At 38.2% G+C, this 22821-nt stretch carries 21 protein-coding genes; 1 reads left to right on the forward strand and 20 read right to left on the reverse strand.

Going from position 1 to position 22821, the window contains the following annotated elements; translation table 11 throughout:
- Nucleotides 1-82 precede the first annotated feature (82 nt).
- A complete protein-coding gene (locus JBW_RS16425; protein ID WP_007933564.1) occupies nucleotides 83-271 on the forward strand; it encodes a hypothetical protein in 189 nt (62 codons plus the stop codon).
- Between the two features lie 342 nt (nucleotides 272-613).
- Here the strand turns inward: JBW_RS16425 and JBW_RS16430 are convergent, their stop codons facing one another.
- The 20 genes from JBW_RS16430 to JBW_RS16525 all read right to left on the reverse strand — a co-directional run bounded on the left by JBW_RS16430 (nucleotide 614) and on the right by JBW_RS16525 (nucleotide 22777).
- Nucleotides 614-1684 (reverse strand): 2-hydroxyacid dehydrogenase, encoded by a 1071-nt coding sequence (locus tag JBW_RS16430; RefSeq protein WP_007958427.1) that lies wholly within the window; start codon nucleotides 1682-1684, stop codon nucleotides 614-616.
- Nucleotides 1681-2376, reverse strand: a complete 696-nt coding sequence (locus tag JBW_RS16435) for an L-ribulose-5-phosphate 4-epimerase (protein ID WP_007958428.1) — start codon at nucleotides 2374-2376, stop codon at nucleotides 1681-1683. The genes JBW_RS16430 and JBW_RS16435 overlap by 4 nt, the downstream gene beginning before the upstream one ends.
- 65 nt (nucleotides 2377-2441) lie before the next feature.
- Complete coding sequence (locus JBW_RS16440; protein WP_007958429.1) at nucleotides 2442-3797, reverse strand: sn-glycerol-1-phosphate dehydrogenase; 1356 nt, start codon at nucleotides 3795-3797, stop codon at nucleotides 2442-2444.
- 144 nt (nucleotides 3798-3941) lie between these two features.
- A complete protein-coding gene (locus JBW_RS16445) occupies nucleotides 3942-4742 on the reverse strand; it encodes an HAD-IIA family hydrolase (protein WP_007958430.1) in 801 nt (266 codons plus the stop codon).
- Between the two features lie 27 nt (nucleotides 4743-4769).
- Nucleotides 4770-6191 carry a PTS galactitol transporter subunit IIC gene (locus tag JBW_RS16450; RefSeq protein ID WP_007958431.1) on the reverse strand — a complete coding sequence of 474 codons (1422 nt, stop codon included), beginning with the start codon at nucleotides 6189-6191 and terminating at the stop codon, nucleotides 4770-4772.
- Nucleotides 6192-6220: 29 nt separating this feature from the next.
- Complete coding sequence (locus JBW_RS16455; protein WP_007940120.1) at nucleotides 6221-6529, reverse strand: PTS sugar transporter subunit IIB; 309 nt, start codon at nucleotides 6527-6529, stop codon at nucleotides 6221-6223.
- A 44-nt stretch (nucleotides 6530-6573) separates the two neighbouring features.
- Entirely contained in the window at nucleotides 6574-7023 is a 450-nt protein-coding gene (locus tag JBW_RS16460) for a PTS sugar transporter subunit IIA (protein WP_007958432.1), read from the reverse strand.
- 73 nt (nucleotides 7024-7096) lie between these two features.
- Nucleotides 7097-9976, reverse strand: a complete 2880-nt coding sequence (locus tag JBW_RS16465; RefSeq protein WP_007958433.1) for a sigma 54-interacting transcriptional regulator — start codon at nucleotides 9974-9976, stop codon at nucleotides 7097-7099.
- A 489-nt stretch (nucleotides 9977-10465) separates the two neighbouring features.
- A complete protein-coding gene (gene pfkA, locus JBW_RS16470) occupies nucleotides 10466-11425 on the reverse strand; it encodes a 6-phosphofructokinase (protein WP_007958434.1) in 960 nt (319 codons plus the stop codon).
- 222 nt (nucleotides 11426-11647) lie between these two features.
- On the reverse strand, nucleotides 11648-12580 hold the full coding sequence (locus JBW_RS16475) for a transketolase family protein (RefSeq protein WP_007958435.1): 933 nt from the start codon (nucleotides 12578-12580) through the stop codon (nucleotides 11648-11650).
- A gap of 28 nt (nucleotides 12581-12608) precedes the next feature.
- Entirely contained in the window at nucleotides 12609-13424 is an 816-nt protein-coding gene (locus JBW_RS16480) for a transketolase (RefSeq protein WP_007958436.1), read from the reverse strand.
- 24 nt (nucleotides 13425-13448) lie between these two features.
- A complete protein-coding gene (gene rpiB / locus JBW_RS16485) occupies nucleotides 13449-13907 on the reverse strand; it encodes a ribose 5-phosphate isomerase B (protein WP_007958437.1) in 459 nt (152 codons plus the stop codon).
- Nucleotides 13908-13953: 46 nt separating this feature from the next.
- Nucleotides 13954-15012: a galactitol-1-phosphate 5-dehydrogenase gene (locus tag JBW_RS16490; protein WP_007958438.1), complete on the reverse strand. Its 1059-nt coding sequence runs from the start codon at nucleotides 15010-15012 to the stop codon at nucleotides 13954-13956.
- Complete coding sequence (gene rpe, locus JBW_RS16495) at nucleotides 15009-15677, reverse strand: ribulose-phosphate 3-epimerase (protein ID WP_007958439.1); 669 nt, start codon at nucleotides 15675-15677, stop codon at nucleotides 15009-15011. The genes JBW_RS16490 and rpe overlap by 4 nt, the downstream gene beginning before the upstream one ends.
- A gap of 56 nt (nucleotides 15678-15733) precedes the next feature.
- On the reverse strand, nucleotides 15734-16417 hold the full coding sequence (gene deoC / locus JBW_RS16500; RefSeq protein WP_007958440.1) for a deoxyribose-phosphate aldolase: 684 nt from the start codon (nucleotides 16415-16417) through the stop codon (nucleotides 15734-15736).
- 224 nt (nucleotides 16418-16641) lie between these two features.
- The gene (locus tag JBW_RS16505; protein WP_007958441.1) at nucleotides 16642-17670 is read right to left on the reverse strand and encodes a zinc-binding dehydrogenase; all 1029 of its coding nucleotides are present in this window, start codon (nucleotides 17668-17670) and stop codon (nucleotides 16642-16644) included.
- Between the two features lie 117 nt (nucleotides 17671-17787).
- Complete coding sequence (locus JBW_RS16510; RefSeq protein WP_007958442.1) at nucleotides 17788-19044, reverse strand: PTS galactitol transporter subunit IIC; 1257 nt, start codon at nucleotides 19042-19044, stop codon at nucleotides 17788-17790.
- Nucleotides 19045-19067: 23 nt separating this feature from the next.
- Nucleotides 19068-19367 carry a PTS sugar transporter subunit IIB gene (locus tag JBW_RS16515; protein WP_007958445.1) on the reverse strand — a complete coding sequence of 100 codons (300 nt, stop codon included), beginning with the start codon at nucleotides 19365-19367 and terminating at the stop codon, nucleotides 19068-19070.
- 1 nt (nucleotide 19368) lies between these two features.
- A complete protein-coding gene (locus tag JBW_RS16520; protein ID WP_007958447.1) occupies nucleotides 19369-19854 on the reverse strand; it encodes a PTS sugar transporter subunit IIA in 486 nt (161 codons plus the stop codon).
- Nucleotides 19841-22777: a sigma 54-interacting transcriptional regulator gene (locus JBW_RS16525; RefSeq protein WP_007958449.1), complete on the reverse strand. Its 2937-nt coding sequence runs from the start codon at nucleotides 22775-22777 to the stop codon at nucleotides 19841-19843. Before JBW_RS16525 ends, JBW_RS16520 begins: the two co-directional genes overlap by 14 nt.
- Nucleotides 22778-22821 lie beyond the last annotated feature (44 nt).

Consider the following 22821-nt stretch of genomic DNA (forward strand, 5'->3'; position numbering starts at 1 on the left):
CTTATTACGTGGCACACTATTCATAATGAAGAACAATTTTTTCAGGTAAACACGTAATCATCGAGGAGGTATATTATTTATTATGAAAAAAAGTAAGCCTGCCTATGCTCCCAATAAAAGAGGTTTTTTCGAGCAAAAGCCTAGATTTATGAAATCCTACTCTCAAAAGGATTACACATTATTGCCAGATCCAGTAAGAGATCCCATTGTATCAAATAACATTTCCAATGTAGAATTTGATTATACCTATGATCGCGGAGAACAAATATAAACTTCAGAATGCTATGAGTTTAGGGGGACGAAGAATGATTTCTTCGCCCCCTTATTTTTTAAAATAATATCAATCTGTCATTGCGAGCAGGGCAAAGCAATCCCCTGCTGGAGATTGCTTCACTCTGTTCGCAACGGCTATGAAATAAATCACAGGAGTATCAGAAAAGACACGCTATTTGGGCTTTTCTTGATAATGGCAAACAGAGCAAATAGAACGATTTAACCGCAGAGACGCAGAGGACGCTGAGGGGAATTTTTAACCCTATCTGTCTTTTCTCTGTGTTCTCTGCGTCTCTGCGGTTAAATTATTTTTTCCCCCACGCATTCTCCTCTTTGTGGTTCAAGGCATCCAGCCCTTCCAATTGATACGATTATAATTTACTACCATATCGGTTTTTCCATGATCTAAGAACGCAATCATCTCGTTCACTAATAACTTTGGAGCCTTAGGTATGGCATCGATGGTATCTCCTGCTATGTGGGAGGTTAACGTTACATTTTCCAGCTTTAAAAGGGGATGATCCTCGGGGATGGGCTCCTGCCAGAAGACATCTAATGCTGCACCTGCAATCTTCTTTTCCTGCAGGACCTTGATAATAGCATCTTCATCTAAAATTCCAGCCCGTGCTGTATTAATCAGGTAAGCACTTGGCTTCATGAGAGAAAGCAATTTTAGATTTACCAATCTTTCCGTTTCATCTGTTAATCGAATATGCAATGATACAATATCCGCTTCTTGAAACAATTCCTTGAGAGAAACTAAGTCAATCTGAATGCCTTCTTGCTCCAACTGATCTTTCGTAATGTAAGGGTCGTGAGCAATCACCTGAATCCCCAAATTGCTCATTTTTTTTGCAACTAACTTTCCAATAGCACCTAGTCCTAATAGACCAATCTTCTTTTCTATAAGAACAGTAGTAAATGCACTATTCGGAAAGGTTTTGAGCCATAGTCCTTTCTTGATAGCTTCATGACTCCGAGTTATGTTTCTGCATTCATTTAAGATTAGACCAAGGGTAAACTCCGCTACTGGCTCTGCATTTCGAATGACGTGAACCACAGGAATATTTCTCTTTGTCGCCGCTTCTACATCAATATGCTCTACCCCGCCCCGGCATGTAGCAATCAGTTTTAATTGCTTTGCATTGTCCAATGTCTCTTCTGACAATGGGGCAAAGTGACCTAGAAAAATCTCTGCCCTTTCTAATTCTTTCATAATGGGCTCAGATAACGCCCTCGCACGGGAACCATTTTTCTCTAAATCAAAAATGATTTTCTGAAATTCTTTTTTTGTCGTTACTTCCCAATCAAATTTTACAATCTCTTTATCAATGCCTGGAAATAGTCTTTTTGCTTGTTCTTCCATATAGTCAGCACTTACTAAGGTATCTCCTACTACAACGATTTTCATATTGTGCCTTGCCCATAATAGGCATTTTTCCCATGCTTTCTTAAAAAATGCTTATCAAGCAGTACCTGATCAATCTCCTCAATTTCTTTATTTAAAGCACAAGTATGAAGAGCCATTTTAGCGAGCTCCTCTAATACTACGCTATGATAAACAGCTTCATGAGCGTCTTTCCCCCAGGAAAAGGGACCATGGTTCGCTACTAAAATTCCTGGAACATGAAGAGGAACTCTTCCCTTTAAGGTCTCGACAATGACGTTTCCTGTTTCATCTTCATAGCGTCCTTCGACTTCCGCTGATTTTAACTTACGAGTACATGGCACCTCACCATAAAAATAATCTGCATGAGTCGTACCAAATGTAGGAATGCCTCTGCCGGCTTGGGACCAAACCGTAGCATAGGTAGAATGGGTATGAACAATACCTCCAATCTCAGAAAATTCCCGATATAGCACTAAATGAGTCGGAGTATCAGATGAAGGACGAAGCGCTCCTTCTACTTGGTTCCCTGCTAAATCCACTACTACCATATCCTTGGGTTCTAATTTCTCATACTCGACACCGCTGGGTTTAATAACAACCAATCCACTTTCCTTGTCAAAGCCGCTTGCATTACCCCAAGTATATAAGACGAGCCCTCTTTTTTGCAGTTCTAAATTGGCTTCCCATACTTGCACTTTAAGTTCCTCCAGCAAATGACAACCTCTCCTTTCACTTTTAGAATAAAGATCTCTCCACAGTAGGATTTATCTTCAAAAGATTATAAATAGTACCTGGCAGTAATCATTTCTGCTACTTCTTCTAAAAGTCCTAAATCATCCAGCATTTGCATCACACCGAACCGCTGACGAATTTCTTTTGCCGTAATCAAACTTAAACGGAAGGATTCTCTATCAAGCTTAAGATCCAAAGGACCCAGATGTGATCCTGCATCTTCCATCATTTTACGGTAAGAAGATGGTGATGGCATTTTTAAGAAAACATGTTCTTTCATCTGCTCCCATTTTTCCACAATATGCTGGGCAGCTTCTTCGCGAGCCGCTTCATTAAAGTTTACATAGGGTTCCTTCTGTTTAATAATCTGAGGCGCAACATTACCAAATAATTGCTTTATATGGCTTTCCCATTTCTCCCGCGTAAACGATCTGAACTTCCCGTCCGCATATACTTTATGTATATCCAGCTGTAATAAAAATTGATATACATGAAGGATAATCTCCGTTCCGATCCCTACTTGATTGCCATGTAAGTGAGTTTCCTGCCCTCGAATGAGACCCAACATCTCCCAGGTATGGGATAAAAGATGTTCTTCGCCTGAAGCTGGACGAGAACTACCTGTCATACCAATACACATGCCCGATAAAATTAAACCTTCAATGATACTGCGAATGGACTCTGGTGACCTTGTCATAATACCAGGAGCACTGGAAACGCACTGTTCAACAGCCTTTTCTACTAACTGGGCTGTAGTCTCGCAGTAATATTCATTATGAAGAATATTGGCTAATTTCCAATCTGCCAGAGCGCTGTATTTCCCTACAATATCGCCAAGCCCTGCATGAATCATATGAAATGGTGCCTCTTTCATAATGCTAAGATCGGCAATAATGGAATATGGATACACTGCATTATAGGTAACCTTAACGCCTTTGGTAATCATCGGTGACACCATAGAAGCATACCCATCCATAGAAGGCGCAGTACACACTACAATATAGGGGATTTTTGTTTCAAAACTGACATAGCGGGTAATATCATTCAGCGTTCCCGAACCGACAACGACAATTCCTGTTATATCTGAATTCATGGCTGATCGCAGCTGCTCTACTGAAGTTTCATCTGGATGGAGATGAGGATTGGAGAAAATCATTTTTTCCAGTTGGAAGGTCTTGCTAAGGATCTCTTCAACATCTCGTCCTCCCGCCTCGTAAGTATTACAATCGGCAACCAATAACAATGTCCCTTTTGGAAAGGATTGCAAAGAATCGACAATATCCGTAAGGATGTGATTACCAATGCGAACATCGTTAATATCAATACTATGAGTTTTTCCGCAGGAACACACAAATTTCAAACCTGCCAACTCTTGAGGATTTTTCTGCAATAATTCATTCATATCACGAACCACCCCGTATTCTTATTTATTTTACGTAACTTGTTACTTGTATAAAAGATTGCTGCAAGGAGCTGTCGTGCTTCTTGCAGCACCTCTTTTACATTTTACACCAACTAGTACATTGGACTCCATTATTTTTACAATTTAACATACTTCTTGTAATGCATTCTTTACTTCTTTAAGTGAGTCAAAGATCAGGGTTGGCTGTATGTTAGATCTCTGTAAATCTTCTAACTTCGTTTCTCCGGACAATACAAGAATAGTAATCGCATCATTGCCTTGACCGATAGCGATATCCGTATACAATCGATCTCCTACAAAAGCAATCTCCTCTGCCTTAAATCCAGTTTTATTTAAAATATACTGCAAAGTGTGAATGGACGGTTTGCCAAAATACTCTGGTTTTACTCCCGTAGAGGCCGTAATCATCGCACAAATTGACCCGCAGTCCGGAATAAAACCATTTTCAATCGGACAATTAAAATCCGGATGTACTCCGAGAAAAACAGCACCATTTCTAATAAATTTGCAAGCTTTTGAAACATTCTCATAGGCCAAGGATGTATCAAAACCAACCACTACAACATCAGGATCCTCTTCTACTACATTAATATCAGCGTAAATAAAATCACTCTTTAAATATTCATTACCTAGGACAAAGACTTTTTTATCCTGCATTGTATTTTGTATATGACTGATGATGACTTGATTGGAAATCAACATCATGTCATCTTTTGCATCATACCCCATATTTCTTATCTTCTTCACATAAAATTTTGCATTTTTAGATGAGTTATTGGTAAAGAACTTGAACTGTATATTTTTTTCTCCTAAGATTTCTAAAAAATCCATTGAACCATCCAACACTTTTTTTCCTAAGTAAACAGTTCCATCTAAATCAAGAATAAAGCACTTTATCTGTTTTAATACCTGTAAGTTATCCACCCTGTATCTCCTCTCTGCCTTTATGTATTATGCAGTTATTTCTGATTTTGCCTCTTCTGCCGTATTTTTCAGGGCATTTTGATCCAAATAATCATACACAGCTTCTTTGTTCTTTCTGAACAAGACGTACAAGACCAGATAGACTGCTACTGCAATACCAATCAATATTGGGGATTGACTGAGGAAAGCTAAAAAGACTAAGCCCATCAAAGGTTTTCCTAAGATATTAAAGCTAGTAATCAATAAAGCACCTACTGGTAAATGAACGCCTACGGATGCACAAATATCAGTGAACATGGGCGCTGTATAGGTACACATATACAAACCAGCACTAAACCATATGGTACCAGTAATCAGTACTTTAAAGATATTGCCGTTTACCAGGGGCACAATCCCTTGTACCATGAAAGGCAATGCTAACAAATCAACGACGGGCAGTACCTGATTTCCTGGTAAGGCAAGAGCCATGAAGACCATAATGGGAATGAGAATGATACCGGAAATTAACGTCGCAGGTTCACCATAACCAGTAGCATCATTTACGCCAAGATACCATTTACGTGACTTACTGCCATTCTTAACGGACTTTTTAGCAGCATCGGTTATTGGCAGAAAGGCTTGGGCAAATAAGCCTGCAACACGAGGAAAGATCGCCATGATCGCACTTGTAGCAATCCCCATTGTCGCAACTTGCCCCCATGCAGCTAATGTACCTAAGGCTTTGAAATTCCCCATAATGCCGATAAAGATGCCCAGCAATAAACCTAGGGAAACAGGCTCACCAAAAAAACCTAATTTTTTTTGCAGCTCCTCAGGACTCAATTTAATTTTATTCAAACCAAACGCGTTTAATATCGGATCAAAGGCTACTGTAAACAGTGCCGCCTCAATATTATGCATAGCAATAATTGTACAATTGGGGTATTTATAATAGGTTGACCAGCGTTTGGCGATGAGCTCTGCGATGAGCAGACTATACATATTCAATAAAATCATACATCCTAATGATAGGATCATATTTTTAGTTACCATATAAATCATCGAACCCCATACCATATAGGAGTAGTTATTCCATAAGTCACCAGGTTGAAATACATCGGTCCATCTGGTGAGAAACAGTACCGTCTGTACTAATAATCCAACTCCTAAGAAAATCATGCCCGCTTCGGTAGAGTAAGCTACCAATGCGGTAGCCTGCCAGCCTACATCAAATACAGGAAGTTGAATCCCCGTATTTTCTACCATGCTTTTGACTACGGGTGTAATAATCGGTGTAAATGCATTCAGCAGAAGTGTAAACCCTTCTAACCCAACTCCAGCATATAAGGCAGAGAAGAAAGCTTTTTTATTATTCACTTTTAATATTTTGGAAATAATAAAAATGATAACTGGAACAAATACAGGCGATCCAAAGGTCTGGAAAACTTCTTTTAAGGTTTCAAAAAACACATTGATTTCCCCCTTTTACTTTATTTATTTTATGATTTACTTTCTATTTCTTTGATGACACGCATAACCTCATCCAAAAATTCATCTTCACCAAAGCCAGTCAAAAAACCGACTGCATCAATGGTAGGAACAGGATAGTTGCCCTTTGGCAGCGGACTTGTGTGGGTAATAAAATCATAATTACCACCTTCGGATAATTGCAGTGCTTCCGTTGGCTTTGCCTCTGTCGCCGTAATTTTGATCCCTTGTTCCTCCATTGCTTCCTTTAGCTTCTCAGCGATCATTGATGAAGTAACTGTACCAGAACCGCACACTGATAGTACATTAAACTTTCTCATTTCATTACTCCCTTCTAACTCTTACTTTATTTCATTGCCTTGGCCTATTGGTCCAGGCAACTTAATAACTCTGAAATCTCTTCTTTGGAGCTGGCATCCCGAACTTTGATCAGCAGCTCTTTATTCTGAAAAACAGACATTAGATTCTTTAATAATTGAATTTGTAAGTTGGGATCTTTCACAGCTAATAAAAATACGACTTCTACATTTAATTCTTCTTCTGGATTAACCATCGAATGAAATACAGATGGTTTTTTTAGCGTTGTTATGGCAATATTCGATTGATTCACATGACCCGAATCCGTATGAGGAATCGCTACACAAAAATCACCTATGGGTAGCCCTGTAGGAAGATTTCTTTCCCTTTCCAGTACCGCTTCAATATAACTATCCTTCACATAGCCTTTCGATAACATCAAGGCTCCTAAGTTTTGAATAATCTCATTTGAAGTTTCTGCTTCCATATGTAATACAACTAAATCCAAATCCAGCATAATGTATAACCACTCCTTAAATTAAATATCTATATGTTTTTACAAAAATCAGAAAGCATACCACTTTTTCCTTTTATTCTTTCATTTTTTCATAAAGCATTTCTTTAAATTGATTCATATCCCTTATCTCTTTCCAGTTCTCTATAAAATCCAGATTCAAAAAAGGTTTTAAAAGACTCTTCACAATTTTTTTATCATTAATTTTAAACGCAGGTAAGCATACAACATTTACATAACCTCTTCCCCACTGAATGGGATCTTTTAATTTAGCAACCACAATCGCCGATTTCATAACGCTATGGGAGTCACCATGAGGAACAGCAATTCCCCCTTTTAAAAAAGTAGGTGACATCTCTTCACGCTGCACGACAGATTCCAAAAATTCTTTTTTTACATAGCCTTTATTAATCAGTAATAAGCACATCACTTCAATTAACTCTTTTTGGGAACTCATATCAGATTCAAAAACAAGTAAATCTTCTTTCGGAAAATCCACCCATGCATTTGTTTTTTCGGCATTTAAAAATACATCAAACTCTCTAATACCACTATCGAACAAGTAGGGTTCATATACAACAAAGTTGATTCCTTCAATCTCCGGATTAATGGTCCCGATAATCGCCAGTACTTTATATTTCTCTTGAAGCTCTCTTATTTTCTCTTTTAAATGCTCATCCATAATGCCCATTTGGAACACGGTAACATTGGCATATTTTTTTTCAATCGCCTGTCTAATGTGCTGAGCTGTCCCTTCACCAGTAAGACACAAGGCAATTAACGCCATTGGTTTGCTGGTTTCTTCTATGCTCAATAAAGGATAGTTATAGCGTGTCTTCACTAAGCTAGAATAGATTTGGGTCAAATTATTTTCAGGGATAGATGCCTTGCGCACCGCTTCTATTACCGTAAGCAAATCTACCCGGTCTAGAGTCTTGGTCGGTATCGCCAGCTTATCGGTAACCATCTTACCGATGTCGACAAGGGAACCCATGTCCACTAAAAACAAGATCCCTCTTCCCTCATCCACAATTCTTGAAATCCCAATAATTTTTTCATAGATTACAGACGGACTTTCATCTAGAGGCATATCAATAGCGATGGGAAAATTCACATTCAGCAATGCTCTAACTACGTTGATAATTTCCGTCGCAATACGTCCATGTGATACTACGATAACGCCTACTCTATTTTGAGGCAGTTTATTTTGAAGAGCTGCTTTAATATACATGGCAATAAAGCCAATTTCATCTTCTGGTATTTCTACCTTCTTCAATTCCTGCAGCCAGGCAGCAACTTGAATGGCGATTTCATATTCTTTAATAAAATCTTTTTTTATTTTTGCTAAATTGATGTTTATAATTTGCTGTTTCAATCGGACTCTTTTGATGGTTTCATTCAGATGAATGGCTAAGTAAATAAAGATATTTTCATTAATGTCATTATGCATATGGTCATTTAGTAATAGCAGCCTTACTTTTTTCACCAAATCAATAATGTCTTTGTCCACTATATTTACTAATTCATTTAGGGAGAAATATTTATGATTGCTCGCAGATTTGGGCTCAAGGTTGCTAAATTTATTGATAATAAAAGTCCATAATATTTCCTCTACTTCCGAAAAATCGATATGCAGTTTGGTCAATTCATAATACTTCTTCTCAATCTGCCGATAGAAATCTTCCGGAAGCAAGCTTTCGCCATCTTGATTTCGTTTCATTAGATTCACATGATTCTTGACGAAGGGGATAAACAACATATCCTGTATATAATTTCTGATTTCTAAAATATTGATATCTTCTAAAACAAAATCATGCTGAATACTGTTGGTTTCCAATATATCCTCATACCCGATGCTGATAATGTCTTGATCCTTTCCTATATTTTTCATAAAGGCTCTAGCGCAAACCACTTGGATTGTACTTTTTAATTGACCGATGTTACCGCTAAATCGCTTTAATGTTAAAATTTCGATTACTTTCGACTGCACAAAGATTTTTACATTAATTCGATTGCATTCCTGTTGGAGAAATTCATAGATAATCTCAACTTTTTCAACGAAGACGCGTTCATGCAGGGACGGAATGGAAATAATCATGGGTATACGTCTTCTGAAACTTAACAGTAGGCTTGATTCCAAATTTTCTGTAGTAGCACCTATAAACATGATTTTTACTTTTCTTTCGTCTCTGGTTTCACCTAATCTTCTGAATTGCCCCCGGTCTAATATTGAGAAAAGAATTTCTTGACCTTTCGGCGGCAGCCTATGTATTTCATCTAAAAATAAAATACCGTTATTGGCATGCTCCACCAGTCCCTCCGTATCATTATCAGCACCAGTAAAAGCACCCTTTTTGTAACCATATAATAGCGACAATAAAAGCTGGGGATTATCGCTGTAATCGGCACAGTTAAAAACGATAAAAGGTACATTATCGGCTATGATTTGTTTCTGCTTTGCAAAATGGTACATACATTCAGCAAATTGTGTTTTCCCAACGCCGCTTTCCCCGATAATTAGCGTAGACAGTCCAAAGGGAGGATATAAGATTGCCGATTTTGATTGTGTAATACTTTGTTCCAAGCTGCCATCATGACCCACCAAATTTGAAAAAGGATCTTGCAATACGTGGGTCTCCTCTACTTGAAACTCACCGCTATTTACTTCACTGAAGAAGTCTTCTACTACATGTCTGGATATATCAAAACCAGCCTCCATTAGCCTCTTCGTAAGTTCAGCAATGTTTAACTTCCCATTTTCCGCTATGATTCTTTCCATCGCTTTTTTCAAATGAGGTCGACGCCGTTCTCTTGAATTGCCAATCCCTAACTCTTTGCGCAAAATAGTAATTTGTTCCCTTGTAGTAGATAGCATTTTCCCTAATTTTGCATCTGTAAATGGTTCCTTTCCATTTTCCGTTTTTATAATACTTAACATCTTATCCTTTACATCCATTACAAAACCCCTCTTCTGCTTATATAATACGCAAGTCCCGTGCCATACAAAAAATAATTTTTCACATCCCCGCAATCAGCATTTTCCCTGAACTGAAATGATTTTTCACCTTTTTCTGAAAATTTCATACATAGTATCATAGTAAAATCAGTAAATGTATACGAAAAGGGTGTACATTCTTAAATTTTTCTCTGTGCTCTCGGTGCACCTCTAGATTATTAATGAAATCGATATAAATCCCCATATAATGGTTAATCAACTATCCCAACCACATTATATAACGATTCCCATGAGTCAAAAAGATTGTATGAACGAAATAAAAAAAATACTTCTCCGCGTTCTCTGTGGATCTCTGTGCCCTCTGTATAGATGTTGTACTGATGATACATCGAATTAAACGCAACAATAAAGGGACTGCCTTGCCACGATTTTTTAAAAATCGCGGCGAAGCAGCCCCTAGGTTCTTATTGCATTTTATGAAAAGAATTTTTATATTGACAAGATTTGAGATAAGTTATACATTTCGTGATCAAATGCTTTTGTTTTGCTAAGTGCCTTCATCATATCAATATCAATCAAATGATTGTCTTTTATGCCAATTGCACGATTTGATTTTCCTTCCATTAATAATTTAACAGCATTAGCGCCCATTTTACTTGCGAGAATTCGGTCAAAAGCTGTTGGAACTCCGCCCCGCTGTAAATATCCGAGTACCGTTACCCGCGATTCAATACCCGTAATGGCAAATATCTCTTGTTGCAGCTCTACAGCGGATTCCCTGCCTTCAGCCAAAATAATAATATTGTGAGCTTTCCCCCGTTTTTTGCCCTGCAACATTTTTTCGCAGATTTTAGTTACTTCATATTTTTCCTCTGGAACTAAGATGCTTTCTGCTCCTCCAGCAAGACCTGCATAAAGAGCGATATCCCCGCAGCACCTTCCCATCACTTCTATAATGGTTACTTTCTCATGAGACATAGATGTATCTCTTATTTTGCTGATGGAATCAAGAACCGTATTGACTGCCGTATCAAAACCAATTGTATAATCGGTGTATGCTAAATCATTATCAATCGTACCTGGAACTCCCACAACTTTTATACCAGTTTGGCTAATTTTATTGGCTCCCTGAAAAGAGCCATCTCCACCAATTACAATCAATCCATCAATTTCATTTTTTTCTAATATACCAATTGCTTCGTTGATACCAGCTTCCGTTCTCATTTTCTCGCATCTTGAGGTTTTAAGAACGGTTCCGCCCCTGTGAATAATATCTCCCACAGATGAGATATGCATTTCTTTTATCTCACCATCTAAGAGTCCCGTATAACCTCTTTGGATTCCAATGACCTTGAGATCGTTATATATGGCGGTTCTCACAATGGCTCGAATAGCGGCATTCATGCCTGGGGCATCCCCTCCACTGGTTAATACTCCTATTTTCTTCACGGATCAGATCTCCTTTTCATCTATGCTCCAAATCGATACTTCATTCTTAGCAAGCTAATAATCGGTATTGAAGCTTTATAATGTAAGAAATTTATGAACCACAAAGGCGCAATGCCGCTGATGCGGCACACAAAGGAGTACACAAAAATAATAAATAACCCCTTTGCGTCTTTGTGGTTCAATTCATTTTATTACTTGAAAGGATGCGCAGTGTTTTTCTATTTACTTTCTGCTATTCACTGTCTTTTGTGCTGTATGATAAATATTTTCAACGGTTAATCCATATTTGGTTAATAACTCTTCTGGTTTCCCTGATTCACCAAAGGTATCATTCATACCGATTTTCACGACTTGTACCGGATAATGCGTCGATAGTACATCACAGACCGCGCTGCCCAGACCACCAATAACAGAATGCTCTTCTACGGTTAGAATTCTCTTTGTTTCTTTTGCTGCTTGAATAATCAGTTCCTCATCAATGGGTTTAATCGTTGATATATTAATTACCCTAGCAGAAATCCCCTCTTGTTTTAAAAGTTCTGCTGCTTTTAAACATTTACTAATCATTAGCCCCATACCGATAATGGTAATGTCCTTACCATCCTTTAGGACATTTCCTTTACCGAAGGTAAAAGTATGATTTTCATCAAAAATCGACGGCACTCCCAAGCGCCCTAAACGTAGATAGACTGGACCATCAATATGAGCTGCTGCTCTAACTGCCTGCCTTGTTTCCACATCATCTGCAGGTACTATGATCTTCATGTTGGGTAAGGATCTCATAATGGCAATATCCTCAATGGACTGATGAGAACCCCCATCTTCTCCCACTGTAATTCCTGCATGAGTTGCAGCAATTTTCACATTCAGCTTTGGGTAACAAATGGAATTTCTAATGATTTCAAAAGCTCTGCCTGTAGCAAAAACAGCAAAGGTACTGGCAAAAGAAATTTTTCCTGTAGTGGCGAGTCCTGCTGCCATTCCCATCAAGTTTTGCTCGGCGATGCCTGCATTAATAAAGCGTTTTGGAAAGTGCTTTGCAAATCCTGCTGTCTTAGTGGATTTGGATAAATCCGCATCCAAAACTACAATATCTTTATTTTCTTTTCCCAGTTCAATTAAAATATTTCCATAGGATTCTCTTGTAGCAATCATTTTGTTTCCTCCTAGGTATTATTATCGACTATCGAATATTTTGTTCCAATTCTTCAATGGCTTTAGCTCGTTCTGCCTCTGACGGGGCCACCCCATGCCAGCCTACTTGATTCTCCATGAAGGAAACACCTTTTCCCTTACTGGTTTTCGCAATAATTGCCGTTGGCTTCCCTTTGACTTCTTTTGCCTGTTTGAATGATTTTTCAATATCTGTAAAGCAATGACCATCAATCTCTATCACATTCCAGCCAAAGCTTTCCCATTTTTCTTTTAATGGATTGACTTTCATAACCTCATCATTCGTACCATCAATTTGTAAGCCATTATGATCAATGATCGCCACTAGATTATCCAATTTATAATGAGAAGCCGCCATGGCAGCTTCCCAAACGATTCCTTCTTGAAGCTCTCCATCACCTAACAAGGTATAAATCCGATATGATTTTTCATCGATTTTACCTCCTAATGCGACACCCACTGATGCGGAAAAACCTTGACCCAATGATCCTGTTGACATTTCTACGCCAGGAACTTTCAGCATATCAGGATGCCCCTGCAGAAAACTTCCCAGCTTTCTCAAGTTGGTCAATTCACTAGTATTAAAAAAGCCTTTCATAGCAAGAGTTCCATATAGTACTGGGGCTGCATGGCCTTTACTCAAAATAAACCGATCTCGATCTGGATTGTCTTTGTCTTCACTATCGATTTTCATTTCTTTAAAATATAGGTAGATTAAAAGATCGGCTGCCGATAAGGCTCCTCCCGGATGCCCAGATCCCGCTGCGGCTAACATATTGATAATATGGATTCGTAATTGATTTGCATATATTTTCATTGGCTCCATAAAAAAACCTCCCTACATATTTACTTACTCCTGCTTTCCAAGTTCATAATCAAGAATAAACTGTATCCGCTGCGCATGTTTACCTGCATCAAAGGATGCTGCAAGCCATTCCTTCGTAATCTCCAGTGCCAAGCCACTGCCGATTACTCTTTCCCCCATACATAATATATTAGAATCATTATGTGCTCTTGTGGCTTTAGCGGAAAAAGTATCGTGCACGACGGCAGCCCGGATCCCTTTTACCTTATTAGCCATAATTGACATTCCTATGCCAGTACCACAAATTAGAATCCCTCTCCAATCATCATTACTGGCTACTTTCTCAGCTACGCGTTTTGCAATCGGTCCGTAATTAACACTGTCTGCAGAATAAGCACCCACATCTTCCACTTCGATTTTTAATTCTTTTAACAGATTAATAACCTTTTCTTTGAGTGTAAAACCCGCATGATCACTGCCAATTATAATTTTTGTATTTTCCATTTCATCCTCGTCCCTTCTTTTTAAAGAAGTATCACTTATACCTCACTTAACACTCTTTCCCCTCGGGAAAGACGATGACTTTACCAAAAAAGCTATCACGTTTATATATTTTTTCAAACGTTTCGGGGATTTGATCAAGAGAGATACGATGAGTTACCATGGGCTTAACCTTTATCTTACCTTCTTTCATGAAATGCAGTGTAGTTGGCCATTCTTTCCCGGGAAATGGACCAGAAACGGCATTCCAGGAACCTAATACTGTCAGTTCATTCCGCACTATTTTTTCAAAGTGTTCCCGGGAAATCGCCACATCACCATAAGGAATCCCCATGAATACAACAGTACCACCCTTCTTAGGCAACGATAAAACCTGTGCACTAGTAAATGGATTTCCTGCAGATTCTACAGCAATATCAACACCACTGCCTCCCGTCATCTCTTTTACAACCTGTATTGGATCAATGTCTTTTGCATTAATGCACAAATCGGCACCTAGCTCTTTAGCAATCTCTAACTTTTCATCAAAGACATCAATGGCAATTACTTTTGTGGCACCAAATATTTTGGCACATTGCACGGCAAATAACCCAATAGGACCTACACCCAAAACAGCTACCGTATCACCGGCTTGAATCTTCGTACGATAAAAACCATGCATTACCACACAAGCTGGTTCCATACCGCAAGCCGTCTCAAAGTCTAGACCTTCAGGCATTTTTAGTACACTTCTGGAATGCAGCCTTACATATTCGGCAAAGCCCCCATCTTCTTTTGCTCCGATTACCTGTAGGGATTCACATTTGGAATATTTCCCCAACTGACAATATTCGCAGTGAAAGCATGGTGTTGTTGGGCAGACAACAACACCATCGCCTAGTTTTACATTGGTTACCTGTTCGCCAATTTCAACGATCTCACCTGAAAGTTCATGGCCAAATATGGCTCCCACTGTATGTGGTCCTAATTTCCCATATCTTGATATATCGGAGCCGCAAAATCCTACAGCCTTTACTTTAACAATTATATCTTCTGGAGACTTAATTTCTGGAATAGGGCACTCTTCTACTCTTATATCTCGAATTCCATATATTTTTGCACCTTTCACAGTGTCACCTCATTTACTATTTTTAGAAAGTCTTCTATATTTTGCTTCGTTTTGTTTTTTTGAAAGGCAGCAGAGCCAATGACAATATTCGTTGCTCCTGCACGTATTACATCGCGAATCGTAGACAAGTTAATTCCACCATCTACTTGAATTTCAAAAGAATAACCACCCGCTCGTTTTATGTCAGCAAGTTCTTTTATTTTCTGATTCATTGCTGCAATATTCTTTTGACCGCCGTAACCTGGATTTACGGTCATAATGAGTACTAAATCCAGCATCTCATAGACATGAGAAAGAACACCAATAGGGGTAGCAGGATTTAATGCCACGCCAGCCTTCATGCCAAAGCTTTTGATCACTTGTATGGATCTGTGCAAATGAGTACAAGCTTCGGCATGAACAGTAATACAATCAGCCCCTGCATCCACAAAAGAAGAGATAAAACGGTCTGGATTTTGAACCATCATATGAACGTCAAAATGCATGTTACTTATGGGCCGGAGCATACTCACCTGATCTGGGCCAAAAGCTATATTAGGAACAAAAGTTCCATCCATCACGTCAATATGCAGTGAATCAATACCACACGATTCTACCGTTTTCAACTCTTGTTCCAAATTACCCATGTCCGCTGCTAGTAAAGAGGGAGAAATGATAATATCCATAAGACCTCCAATCTCAGCTATCATTACTGTTTGTTATAAAATCAGTTCTTTTTTGCTTAATATCCGTCTTTATTAGAATCAGAGCCGGTCTTGCCTGATATAATCGCTATTGCATTGCTTGTTCCAATCCGATTTGCACCAGCTTGTACAATCTTAATCGCATCATCGTAAGTTCTGATTCCTCCAGCCGCTTTTACGCCAAAGTCTTTACCAACTACAGATCGTAATAATACAACATCCTCTACCGTTGCTCCACCGCCATTAAACCCAGTAGCGGTTTTAACAAAGTCAGCACCGGCTTCCCTGATTAAGTTGCAGGCAATTTTTTTCTCTTCCTGAGTCAAAAGTGCCGTTTCTATAATAACCTTGGTGACTAAACCCTGAGAAGCTTTGACAACTTCTGCTATATCGTGTTTTACAATATTATATTCCTTGGACTTTAAAGCCCCTAAATTAATCAGCATATCGATTTCTTTTGCACCATTATCAATGGCATCTACGGTTTCTGCCACTTTCACTTTCGTAGTAGCACCTCCCAGAGAAAAACCAATGGGTACACCTACTTTAATATTATGATCTTTCAGCAACTGATTGGCGAAGGAGACATAATACGGATTAACAAATACCGTTTTAAAACCATGTGTAATCGTCTCTTGACAAAATATCTGAATATGCTCTTTGGTCGCAATGGGATTCAATAAGGTATAGTCAATCATCTCGATCAGAGCTTCTTGAATCATTACAAACACCCACTTATCATTTTTTCGTAATTAAAAACTTTTTTGCATATTTCTATATAAGATCCAACCCGCACTATGCATACTGAAGGATCATTTCTTTCAAAATTAAATGGTTTAAAATCAAAAATTGCTATTGAGCTCAGTAACAGATTTTTTCTTTATTCTGAACAGTTAGGCCTAACTGAATCAGCTTATTTAGTCAAACTATGATACTTGGATACTTCTTATTCAACAGTTAACACGACTTTAATGGCGTCCCCTTTTTTGATGGTCTCATATGCTTTATCCCATTCTGTAATATTGAATTGATGTGAAACTAATGCTTTGGCATTCACCAGGTTTTGATCCATAAGCTTTAAGGATGGTTCCCAATCACTTGGTTTCTGGCTTCTGCAGCCCATTACTTTAAGTTCTTTTTGAATGATTTTTTCAAAATCAGTCAGAATTTCCGTTGTTGGGAAAATCCCAACCTGCACATATTCACCTTGTTTAGTGAGAATATCCAAACCTAAATTTACGGATGGCGGAGCTCCTGTACATTCAAATACAATATCAGCACCATACCCGTCGGTAAGATCCTCCACTGTCTGCTTAATATCTTCATTCTGAATATCAACGGCTACGTCAATTCCCAATTCTTTTGCTTTATCTAATCTACTTCTGTCTTTCGCTAACCCTGTAATAATGACTTTCGTATCAAAAGTCTTGGCAATTTGTGCCACAAGCAAACCAATTGGGCCAGGTCCTAATACTACTACGACATCATTCTTTTTGATGCTGCTCTTTGCCACCGCATGATGTGCACAAGCCAATGCTTCGGTTATAGAAGCAGATAAATAATCAACATTTTCAGGCAGTTTATGAATACTGTTTTTATTTGCTATGATGTATTTAGTAAAAGCACCATCCTGCTGTGTTCCCAAACCTTTACGTTCTTTACATAAATTATAATTTTTCGATTTACAATATTTACATTTGCCACATATATAAAATGTAGTTTCTGAAGTGACGCGCTCCCCCACATGGATGTCGGTTACATTTTCTCCTACTTCTACTACTTCACCAGCAAATTCATGACCTAATGTTACAGGAACCTTAACTCTATATTTTCCTTCATAGGTGTGCAAATCAGAGCCGCATATCCCTGCATATTTGACTAAAATTTTCACTTCATCCTTACCAGCTTTTGGTTCTTCTTTGTCAACAATAACTAAATTCCCATGACCTAATGCTGTTTTAACTAATGCTCGCATTCTTATTCCTCCTCGTTTCAAAAATTTATGCTAGATGACATCTTGAGCTAACATTTCTTATCATCAAACATAATTATGTTAGCTCAAGACAAGAATCACTTTGTAATCATGTCTATATTAATTAAATAGTGTGAAAATTTTGTATATCACATAGTGAATTACGTTACCACCTTGGTCAATACTAGAAATCGTCGTTGCACCCGCTGGCATTTTAAAATGAGCATCTACCGCCATTTGCGTATGGAATGTTGCAACATCAGTTGCCATGTACAATGACATCGCAATTACAACAGCTCCAACAAGAACCGAATGAACGATATTACCTCGAGCCGCTCCTACGATAAAGCAGACGATAAAGGGAATGGTTGCTAAATCACCAAAGGGTAAAACGTTATTTCCTGGTAATACAACTGCTAAGAGGATCGTAATCGGAACTAAGATTAGGGCTGTTGCGATTACGGAAGGATGCCCAATTGCAACGGCAGCATCTAGTCCGATATAAATATCTCTATCGCCAAATCTTTTGCTTAAGAACTCCCGGGCAGATTCAGCAAGTGGGATAAGACCTTCCATTAATATCTTAACCATTCGAGGCATTAACACCATAACGCCACCCATTGCTATACCAACTTTTATGGTCTGCCCTGCTGGATATCCGGCTAGTGCACCTAGTCCAACTCCTAGAAATACTCCCATGAAAAGCGGTTCGCCAAATACCCCAAATCTTTTTTGAATGGTTTCAGGATCTGCATGTAAATCTTTAATAATCGGGATTTTCTGTACCAATTTTACAAGGGGAATTCCAATTGCATAGGACACAGTACTACCAGTTGGAACAGAAATACCAGGCAGATCAAAATATTTTTCCAGCATTGGTGCTGTCCAATCAGCAATTTTTAAAACAATAATTTCAAAAATAACTGCTGCCACTAAGCCTTGTACAAGGCTTCCAGTTGCTGAATATACAAAGGCTCCCATAAAAGTGAAATGCCAATAATTCCAAAGATCGATATCCATTGTTTTTGTGGTTTTGGTAACTAACATAATGACATTAACCAATAAACCTAATGGAAGAACAAATGCTGCAATGGGAGAAGCCCATGCTATACTTGCAGCTCCTGGCCAACCAATATCAATGATATTTAGCTGAACGCCAAATCTTGCTACCATACCTTGTGCTGCTGGCGCAAGATTGGAGACTAGTAAATCAACTACTAAAAAGATACCTGTAAAACCTACGCCAATCGTCAAACCAGAACGAAAGGCTTTACTTGCCGGCTGCCCAAATGCTACTCCCAGCAAAAAAACTGCAACTGGCAGAATGACCGTTGGTCCTAGCCCTAGAAAGGCTTGGAAAATCTGAACTACATCCATAATAATACCTCCTCAGCTTTTTATTATTTCTTAAGTTCTTCTAAGATCTGCTCTTTCAATTTATCTAATCCTATTCCAGTTAAGAAAGCTCTTGCATTAATGATTGGGAAGGGATATTCTTTGGAAACAATCGTAGTGGTAACAAGCAAACTTGCCCGTGATTCATATGCAGGAACTTCTGTCACTTTACATTGAACAATTTCAACTTGAATATTATTTTCTTTAGCCATTTTCTCAATGGCATCAGATACAACAGTAGATGTTGCAATTCCAGTTCCACAAGCTACTAATATAGTTTTTTTCCCTTTTCTTACTTCACTCACTTTATTCACCTCCCTTCACATTGTTTAAATTAAGTCGTTTACTTACTTCTTCTTTGATTTTCACTTCGCTTTCTTCGTTTGCTAAATATAGCAGAATCTCTTCGTCTTGAAAGACTCCCATTAAACTTTGCAGCATTTTCAGCTGAGAGTGACTATCATGCATCGCCAACATAAAAATTAATTTCACAGGAGTTTTTTCTGTCTCCTCACCCATAATGCCAAAATCTACAGGTTCCTTCAAAACTCCAACACTAATGGCAGACTGATTCACATGTTCAATATCTGTATGTGGTATGGCAACACCACAGCCCTTGGTCGGCAAGCCTGTTGCAAATTTTTTCTCTCTTGCAATAACGGCCTCGGCATAACTTTCTTTTACAAAACCTTTCTGATATAAGTTGGCTGCCATGTGCTTTAAAATATCTGAACTATTTTCACCTTCTACATTTCTTATCACTAATGTTTCATCAAATTTAACATGATTCATGTAATAGAGCCTCCCTAATTTCGTCTTCTGATTTTGCTTGCTGCATTTGCGCAATAAATTTTTCACTTTTAAATTTGTTATATAAAAACCGTACTCCATCTTTACCATCGATATCTAAGGCCAACAAACAAATCAATGATACAGTGTTCTCATGATCCCAAGCAATCGGCACTGCCGCTTTGGCAATTACAATTACGGGATGATTCACATAGCTGCTGTCAGCATGGGGCAAAGCAACTTCTTGATTAATCACATAGCTTCCCATATTTTCCCGCTCCATAACAGCCTCATAATATCCTTCTTTGACATATCCTTCTGCTAACAGGCTGTTACAAATACGCTGCAGCACTTCTTCTTTCCCGCCTACTTCTGGCAGCATAATAAATTTTGCTTCTCGTACGACATGAGGAATCAGGCCGCTGTAACTTTTTATACGATAATGATTGTTACATTCAATTAAATTCATAATTTGATTTTTTCCTGTTTCGTTAAATAAAGCCTCTAACGATAAGAAAGGAATACCGTGATATTTAGGATCAATACTGCCTATGATCGCAATGATTTCATAGGTATTGATCGTATCTTGTATTTGCTTATGAAGATCACGTTTTCCGATAACCCCCATATGGATTAATTCTATGTCATTTAGTTTTTCACCAAATATTTTCTTCAGATGACTTCCGCACTGAAGAGCTACCCCTTCTCCAGTCAAGCAAACCGTAATAATTGCTTTTTTCCTTTTTAAAACGTTATGATCCACTCGCGTTTTCTTAAAGGTATAATTTAAATTTTCTACCGCATACACCACATCTTTAATATGGGATCCAGGTAAAATACTTCTGCGAATGGCTTCAATTACCATTACTGTATCCACACGGTCAATCGTCTCGATCTGGATACCTGTCCTTTCTGAAATGATTTCTCCGAAGGTCAGTAAAGACCCCATATCCACCAGCATTAATACGCCTTTACCTTCATCAGTTGCCTCTATGATCGTAGCCAAACGTTCTAACACTTCACTAGGATTCTCATCTAAAGTCATGACTACCGCTTTGCCATGATTCATATTTAGCAGCTTATTCGCAATTTCCAGCATACCAACACTTACATTGCCATGAGTAACAACCAGAATACCAACTTTACCTTCTTTTTCTTGTTTATTGCCTCTAAGATAAAGTGCAATAAAACCAACTTCGTCCTCTGGTAAATGAATTCGATAGTATTTTTCAATATGTGCGATCATTTCTTGGGCTACAGCATATTCAATGCTGTATTTTCTTTTGATTTCTTCTAAGTTGGGATTAATAATTTCCCGTCCTTGCTTAATACGCTGAAAAGTAGCATTCAAATGAATGGCTAAACAATAAAATATGGAATGATCCATCTTTCCTAATGTCATTTCAGCTATTTTAAGAAGTTCTTCCACAAGGGAAATAATCTCAACTCCCACGACTTTAGCAATCTCATCAGGAGATAAAGGATGCAAATTGTCTTTAACGTGTTTGATAACATTCTGTAATTTGCGTTCAATCTCAATCCCGATAATACGATTAATTTCCTCTGTATTTAATCCTTGCTTTACATATTCGGTATAAGTTTTTTCGATATCGCTATAAAACTCTTTTGGGAAACTATAAATATCGTTTTCAAGCTCAGCGACTTTTTTATACTTTTTAGGACTAAATCTAAAATCTTGCCAGACGAGGCTTTCAATTTCATCCCGCATACTTTTTATTTTCAAAAGTCCCTTTTTAACGTGAAGATTTAAATCTCTTACATCAATTTTCACACAGTCTTCTTTATCCATAACATAGGTTAAAAAGCTCTTGGCGCAAGCAACTTGAATATCACTTTTTAGCTGTCCAATATTCCCATAACACTCATACAGCAGGTACGATTTCATGACATCTAAGGCTACATGAATTGGTGCATTCATTCTCGTTGATTCATAACCAAAGAAATTTTTAATTAATTTCAATCTTTCATTTAAGGGCCGTTTGCTTAAAGGCGGGACCTCAATAATCATGGGAATTCGCCTTTTAAAGGTTGCCAATAATGTAGTCTCAATATTTTCTGTGGTGGCGGCAATGAGCTGCACAACCGCTTTTCTAGTAAAATCAGACTCTCCTAACCTGCGAAAGCACCCCTTATCGATGAGTTGAAACAGCATTTCTTGTCCTTCTGATGTAAGGCGATGCACTTCATCTAAAAATAAAATTCCACCGTCTGCCTGCTCGATTAACCCTCTCTTATCTTGCGCAGCTCCTGTATAAGCACCTTTTACGCTCCCAAACAGATGAGATATTAACAATTGGGAATTTTCAGCGTAATCAGCGCAGTTAAAAACAATAAAGGGAGATTCTTTGGCTAGCCTGCCGCTTTCGATGGAAAACTTGTACATAGACTCTGCCAACTCGCTTTTGCCTACACCTGTTTCCCCTAAAATCAAGCAATGCAACCCATTTGGCGGATACAATACTGCAGCTTTAGCCTGCTGTATTTGTATTTCTAAACTTCCCTTTCCACCGATTAAATTTTGAAAGGCTTGAATTTCTCGACTCTCTTCTTGCTTTTTACTGCCGTCTTTCAGCTGCGAAACTTCATCTATGATCTGTTTATTAGCTTGCGAGCCTTTGATTTCTTCCAAATATTTGACTACTAAGTAGCGCGATAATTTATATCCGCTATTTTGCAGCATCTTAGTCAATTCACGGTAGGAGATATTCTCATTTTTCTGTAATATCTGGGATATTTCCTCGCAAATATAGATCTTCTTTCGTTCTCGAGAGTCTGCAATTTTTAGTTCCTTGCGCAGTAACGTCATATATTCTCTGCTTACTAATAAACTTTCACCTAATTGCAGATCCGTTAGGGGTTCTTTTTTATTTTCTTTTAAAAGGATACTGCGGAGTTTATTTTTCACATCTAACCCTCCTGTCTTTTATTATTGCAAGACTCGTGCCAACT

It is taken from the genome of Pelosinus fermentans JBW45 (genome assembly GCF_000271665.2).
GTDB classification, from domain to species: Bacteria; Bacillota; Negativicutes; order DSM-13327; family DSM-13327; genus Pelosinus; species Pelosinus baikalensis.